Annotated in this window: 5 protein-coding genes; all 5 read right to left on the minus strand. The window is 24.5% G+C overall.

Features of this window, described 5'->3' with window-relative positions; all coding sequences use genetic code 11:
• Positions 1-52 precede the first annotated feature (52 nt).
• Positions 53-1,042: a glycosyltransferase family 2 protein gene (locus tag HUJ77_RS14295; RefSeq protein WP_291709745.1), complete on the minus strand. Its 990-nt coding sequence runs from the start codon at positions 1,040-1,042 to the stop codon at positions 53-55.
• Positions 1,043-1,069: 27 nt separating this feature from the next.
• Positions 1,070-2,581 carry an oligosaccharide flippase family protein gene (locus HUJ77_RS14300; RefSeq protein ID WP_291709747.1) on the minus strand — a complete coding sequence of 504 codons (1,512 nt, stop codon included), beginning with the start codon at positions 2,579-2,581 and terminating at the stop codon, positions 1,070-1,072.
• A 36-nt stretch (positions 2,582-2,617) separates the two neighbouring features.
• A complete protein-coding gene (locus HUJ77_RS14305) occupies positions 2,618-3,781 on the minus strand; it encodes a glycosyltransferase family 2 protein (protein WP_291709748.1) in 1,164 nt (387 codons plus the stop codon).
• Positions 3,782-3,877: 96 nt separating this feature from the next.
• Complete coding sequence (locus HUJ77_RS14310; protein WP_291709749.1) at positions 3,878-4,870, minus strand: glycosyltransferase family 2 protein; 993 nt, start codon at positions 4,868-4,870, stop codon at positions 3,878-3,880.
• A gap of 1 nt (position 4,871) precedes the next feature.
• Positions 4,872-7,198 (minus strand): glycosyltransferase (locus tag HUJ77_RS14315; protein ID WP_291709750.1); only part of this gene is annotated, 2,327 nt, incomplete at its 5' end.

Below are 7,198 nucleotides of genomic sequence, written 5' to 3' on the forward strand. Positions count from 1 at the left end.
CTAATATTATTCCTTTCATAACTTTCCCCTCTCTTATCTTTTTCTCTATATATTAATATTTTTTTATATAATTCCTTGTTCTTACAAATAATCTCCCCAACTCATAATTACTTCCATATAATAATATTCTAATTCTTTCATTATTAGGAACCTCTCTTATATGAGCTCTTATATATTTATTATCATTTATTTTAATTTTTCTATTAATCCAATTACAATATAATTCTTTATGAATATGATTAACTTCATTATTACATGTTATAAAAGAATAAAATAAATTTCTATAAACTAAATAATTATATTCTTCTATAAATTCTTCAAACAAGCCATTTTTTATCATAGATTCTTTTATATAATCTAATGCATTAATAATATGATATCCTTGATTGGTTAATTTTCTGTTTGTAATACTATTTTCTCTTTGATAATAATAATAAAATTGCTCATTAATAGTAACCACCTTTGGTTGATAACATGAAATATCTACGGACATTGCTAAATCTTCACCATATATAATTCCCTTTGGAAAATCTATATTATTATCAATTAAATAACTTCGGCGAATTAATTTACTCCACATACACCCTCTAATATTAACTAATAATAGCTCATTTAAAAACTGTTTATCCTTTAGTATTTCTTCTTTTATCTCAACCTTAATTTTTTTTCCATTATCATATGCCATATAGTATCCATAATATAAAATATCATAATCATCTTCAATGAGCTTTTCATAACATTTTTCACAAGTTTTGGTATCAATCCAATCATCACCATCTATGAAAAGTACATATTCTCCTGTTGCATTTATAAATCCAGTTCTTCTAGCCTCAACTACACCTTCATTTTCTTTATTTATTACTTTTACTCTATTATCATTTTTAATTGCATTTTCTATTTTGTTAAGGGTACCATCTGTTGAACCATCATTAACTATGATAATCTCTATATCACTAAATGTTTGTTTTAATAAAGATTCAATACATCTTTCAATATAATCCTCAATATTATAAGCAGCAACTATCAGACTTATCTTTGGCATTTTTATCCCCCTTTTATTTATATATACTTATCTTTTAAATTTAACTTTAATTAAGTTTTTAAAGTATATAAACTCTTTATTTTTTCTAAATATAATTAGATAAAATAAATTTATAACTAAAATATTTATAGTACAATTCAATATAAAATCACTTAATAAAACTGATTGCTTAATATCCCTAGTTAAAACATGTGTAATTAATAATGGTATTATAGCAATTACTAGATACTTAAAATACATATAAAAATAATTTCTTAATGGTTCATTAAATACATATTTATAAGTAATCATAGGTTTAACCCAAAATATAACTGCTATATTACTGATAAGTGTACCTATAAATACACCTGCTATACCTATTTGTTTAACTAATATTATAGAAAATGCCAAGTTAATAAAGGCTTCTATAAAAGATGCATATCTATCTTGATAATAGTTTCCACTTCCTTCTTTAAATTGTTCTACAGAAGATCTCATTAATTGAAAATATAAATTTACTAAAATGATATTTACTGTAAATGAATCTAGAAGTTGTTCTTTCCCTAGCCATACATTAATGAATTGACTTATTGTATTATAAAGTGATATTGTAACAAATGATACTATCCAAAAATTCATAAAAAATAATTTTTTATGAATGCTAATTGATTTTTCTTTATCATTATCTACTAACAAATTTCCTATACTTGGAGTTATTGCTGCCATGGCAGTATTTATAACCCCTTGAATTGCAGCTATTATCATATTGTAACTATTATATTTTGCCACACTACTTAAATTTATAAATGATGAAATAACAAGATTATCTGTACCAAAAACAACTACATACCCTATTTTATGCATAAATAGGGCTTTTACATTTTTAATTAAATTATGTTTTTCTTCTGTTTCTATTTCTCCATTTGTAGTATTTAACCATCCATATTTTTTATCTATATACCTATTTAACACCAAGTAATATAATAAATTTACTATTATTTGAATAGTAATGTACAAGAAAAAGCTGCTATATAGTTTTAAAATAATAACTTGTAATATAGCTATTATAACTTTTGATATAGCAGTCCCTATGGATACTATATATCCTTCTTGGGCAACACTTAATATACATAACTTATATGAAAACCAATAGCTAATTACAGTATTTATCAAAAATAAAACAAAATATATTGAAGCCTTTGTCATATCTATATTATCCTTAATAAAGATATGTAAAAATGGAAGTATTACTATTCCAAGTACTAAAATTATACTCCCTACAATTTTATAAAATTTTGCATAATAATCAATATATCCTTTTACTTTTACTCTATCATCTTCTGCAAAAGGTTTATATAGAGAAAATATTATTGCTGAACCTATTCCCATTTCTATAATTGATAAATAGCTAATTATATTTGTATATAATGAACTTAATCCCAATAATTCATCACCTAGATGAGTTAAAAAAATCTTTCTAACTATCATTGCTGGTAAGAAAGAAATTAAATATGTTAATATTCCTATTAAGCCATTAATGGCTGCTTTTTTTGTTCTCATTTTTTCTCCTCTAAACTTCCTAATATAAAATAACTGCTATCTATTCTTACAGCAGGCAATCCATTTATTAATATTCTCATCTAAAATAGCATTTTTTAAGTATCTATCTTTTAATCTTAACTTAGGACAATACTCCTCTATTTCTCTCAATAAATCTGCTGCTTCGGCTATTATATTTCTTATGATATCTTGGTCTACTCCTCTAGTTCTAACATATAGTAGACTACCTAATTGATTTAGAATTATTTTATAAAAAGTTTCATCAAAGGGTATATTTAATTCTTCACTTATATTAATTAAATACAATACTATATAAAATGTATCTAAGCTTTTAATACTTCCTTGTAACCTTGTACTAATTGACCCCATACCTACAGTATAGTCATAAACTACTTGATTAATATAGCAATAACTATTTGCTTTTCTAAAAATAATAAATTGTATTACAGTATCTTCATAATCAAATCCAACTGGAAACTCTACATCCTCCCATAATCTTCTTGAATACACTCTCCCCCATGGAAATCCTTTTATACTTAAAATAAATTCTGAATTTTCTTTCAAATTAACTTCAAAATCACTTTTGGACAAAGGCTTTTCTAAAACTCTATTACTTCTCTTATAAAGATAATTATTATTTCCTTGCACAATATCGCTATTTTTTTCAAATGCTTTTTTAAGTAAGGCCTCAATAGCATTATCAACTAGTAAATCATCTGAATCTACGAACATTATATATCTTCCTCTAGATAATTCCAATCCTTTATTTCTCGATGCAGCTATTCCTTTATTACTTTGAGATATTATTGTTATGTTATTATGTGATGCAAATTTTTCAATTTCATTTTGTGTATTATCTACAGAGCCATCATTTATTATAATAATTTCATAACTAAAACTCGTTTTTTGATTTAATATAGACTTTATACATTCTCCCACACAATGTTCACTATTATATGCTGGTATAATTATTGTTAAATCATATTGAATTTTATTAGATCTAATAATAGTTAAGTTTTTTTTAACTTTATTTTTCTTAAATTTATCAAATTTAATTTCATTTAAGTTGTTATTATTTATTTTTTTAAAAGACATATTGTATGTAATAAAAAACTTAATATCCTTTAAAATATTTATACATAATGAAACTGCTGTCAGCTTCATTATGTTTTTTATTATCCTATATAACTTTGCGTACATTAATTATCCCCTCTATATTTATAATTTCATTAATTTTATGTGAGACATATTAAAATAAATATTAAATCAAATATTTATTTCTATTTTTCAACTTAATTATTTAACGATTCTAATAATATTTCTATATAAAACACTATATATATTACCTAAATTATAATTAGCATTATATAATGCTAATTTACACTTTTCACGTATAGTAATAGTACTTCTAAACTCTTTATAGTACTTATTATTTTTTATATCAATTTTTTTCTCTCTCCATTTATCATATAGAGCTTTATGTATTTCTCCTGTATAGTTTACAGCAATTACTCTATGGTAATATAAATGAATAAACATTAAGTATTCAAATTCGTAATAATACTTTCTTATATATCCCTTTTCATCCAGATTACCCCTTATTGAATCAACTGCAAGTTCTACATCAAATACTTTGTTGCTTACTTTATTAGTTACACTATTTGCTCTTTGATAATAATAATATAACGGTTCATTTAAAGTTCCTACTATTGGATTACTGCAGGCTAATGTAACTGTAATAGCTAAATCTTCAGCATAAGTTATATTACTTGGAAAAACTATATTGTTTTTTATCAAAAATTCTCTTCTTAATAATTGTAATACTATATTAGCTCTAGCTTTATTTAATAGTACAAGTTTTAAATACTCTTCTCCCTTAGCCAGCTTAAAATCATATATATTTTTAAGCTCTAATCTATCATCAAAAGCATGATATAATCCATAGCATAGTATATCTAAATCTAATTCAACAGATTTTTTATATAGCTTTTCACAAGCTCTTATATCAAGCCAATCATCAGCATCAACAAACATCAAAAATTCTCCACTGGAAACTTTTAATCCTGACTTTCTTGCTTCTATAAGTCCCTCATTTTTCTTGTCCACTATCTTTATTCTATTATCATTATCTGCATAAACTGATAATTTTTCTAATGTTTTATCAGTAGACCCATCATTAACTACTATTATTTCAATATCTTCTAATGTTTGTTGTACTATAGAATCTAAGCATCTTTCTATATACAACTCTACATTATAAGCTGCTACTATTACACTTATCTTAGCCATTCTACCCCTCTAATTCTAATAAATTATATATATTATTTATAGCTTCTTTCGTATCAAATATTTTACTTCTTTCCAAACTCTTTTTAGAATAGTATTCGCACAAATTATCATCTGCCAGAATTGATTTTAAAGCATCTTTTAATTGTACTTCATTGTCACAATCAACCAATACTCCATACTCACCGTTTCCTAAAAGTTCAGTTGGTCCAGTACATCTAGTTGCTACTATTGGTTTTCCTAATACTAATGACTCACATACAACCAAAGGTAATCCTTCAAAGTCAGATGACATAGCAAAAACCTTTGATTTCTTAACGTACTTATATGGATTATTAACAAATCCATGTAAATCTACCGTTTCATTTACTTTCAATTTATTTATAAGTGACTGTAACTCATCTCGCTTTTCTCCTTCTCCTAATATAAGAAGTCTGTGATTTATTCCATCATCTAACAATAACTTATGGGCCTTTATAAGAACATCAAATCTTTTTTGTATAGATAATCTTCCAACTGCAATTATTGTTGGTATTTCCTCATTAAATTCAACTTTTTCATTTGCTAATTCTAATATCTGCTTCGAATCAATTAAGTTATATACAACTCTCGTCTTATTCTTTAATTTTGGATATAACTTTTCAAAAACTCTTTTTGAATCCTCAGATACACAAGCTATTATATCAAATTTAGGATAAAACCTTTTTTGAAAGAACTCTTTTATAGGCTTATATTTTTCTAAGTCTATATGAACCCATGATATTTTTTTTGAATTTTTATTACAACTATCTGCTATGAATTTGCTTGTTAATCCTTCTACAAAAGCTATTTCCACATCATATTCATTTCCTACTACTACCCTATGGACTATTTTAGGTACAAACTTAACAAGGGCAAATCTAAAATCATTTAATAATTTATTTGCCTTTTCATTTTTAAAATTAATCTTTCCAAGTGGTGTTATAATATTCACATTTTTATTTACTTTATTTAAATATACTCCTTCTTTACGTAATAAAAATACATTTATTTCGTATTTGCTATAATCTACATTATTAAGTATATCTATTAATACCTTCTCAGCTCCACCTCCACCTAAGGAATATTGAGCTATTAATACCTTTTTCTTTTTTTCTCTTTTTTCATCTTGATTGCTTACTTTAATAGGCATTGATAATGTACCCATTATAATCCAGAACATTGCTATACCAGAGGTCATCTCAAAATAAGAGTCAAATATCATTAAAAATAATAGTATTATTATCATTAAATGTGCCTCTCTTAATTTAGTTCTATTCGCTATACTGTTAAAAAACATCAAATACGAAATTAATCCTATAATTCCAACTTCTGCTATCATAGCTATAATACTACTAAATGGATATGCTAATACCGCACTCATATTTGGTATAAATTCAACGAATTTTTCATTATACTTACTTGCTTGATCCTTATATTCTTCCAATACATATGGTGATAATACTTTTGATAAACTTATAGCTAAGCCTTCAGATTTAGCCATGTATTCGTAAGCTCTTAAATTAGCTATTCTACTTCCATACTGACCTTGTCCATATCCTATTAATAAATGATATCCTTTTAATTTTTCATTTAGTGTATTGTCTATATATTTAAATTTAGTATTGAAAGGTTCTTTATACATATACATTGATATATATGAAGATTTATTAGTAATATCTTTTTTAACCCATTCAACTTTACTTATATTAGTAACAGTAAATAATCCTAGAACAATTATAGCCCCAACAATAATTACATCTATATTTTTCAAAAATTTAATTTTAGAAATTATTGCATATATTATTAATGATAATATTGCTGCTATCCATAAATGTTTTCCATCAGTTAAATACAGCATGATACCAAATAATACTAATTTTAAAACAATTAATTTCCCCTTTAATTTGTCAGTAGAGTACTTGTATCTTATAAATGATATAACACTGTACCAGATTAGCCAAAGGCACAGCATATGCGCATTACTAAATGTACCCTTGTATAAATCTCCTGATGTAATTCTACCATTTGCAATTATATCCGCAACAATTAAAGGTATAAAAACTATACCTTGAATTATAAATATATTATCCATAGTCGAAACTAAATCATTAAATGTATATTTATTAAATCTTATTAATTTAAATATACTAATCATTATTAATAAAAATAATATTGATGCTATTCCATTAAATATAACTCCAGTAGATATCATACTTATAATAGTTGAAATACCTATTATAAAAAATAATATTAGAAGACTTCTATCATTCTTAATATCATTTACTAAATCCTTAATATTTATATCTTTTT

Origin of the sequence: Clostridium sp., assembly GCF_021443865.1 — a bacterium.
GTDB lineage: Bacteria > Bacillota > Clostridia > Clostridiales > Clostridiaceae > Clostridium.

Excerpts from the sequence above, each read along its gene's own strand:
- HUJ77_RS14295 (WP_291709745.1), bottom strand. The coding sequence starts at position 1,042 with ATGCCAAAGATAAGTCTGATAGTTGCTGCTTATAATATTGAGGATTAT.
- HUJ77_RS14300 (WP_291709747.1), bottom strand. The coding sequence starts at position 2,581 with ATGAGAACAAAAAAAGCAGCCATTAATGGCTTAATAGGAATATTAACA.
- HUJ77_RS14305 (WP_291709748.1), bottom strand. The coding sequence starts at position 3,781 with ATGTACGCAAAGTTATATAGGATAATAAAAAACATAATGAAGCTGACA.
- HUJ77_RS14310 (WP_291709749.1), bottom strand. The coding sequence starts at position 4,870 with ATGGCTAAGATAAGTGTAATAGTAGCAGCTTATAATGTAGAGTTGTAT.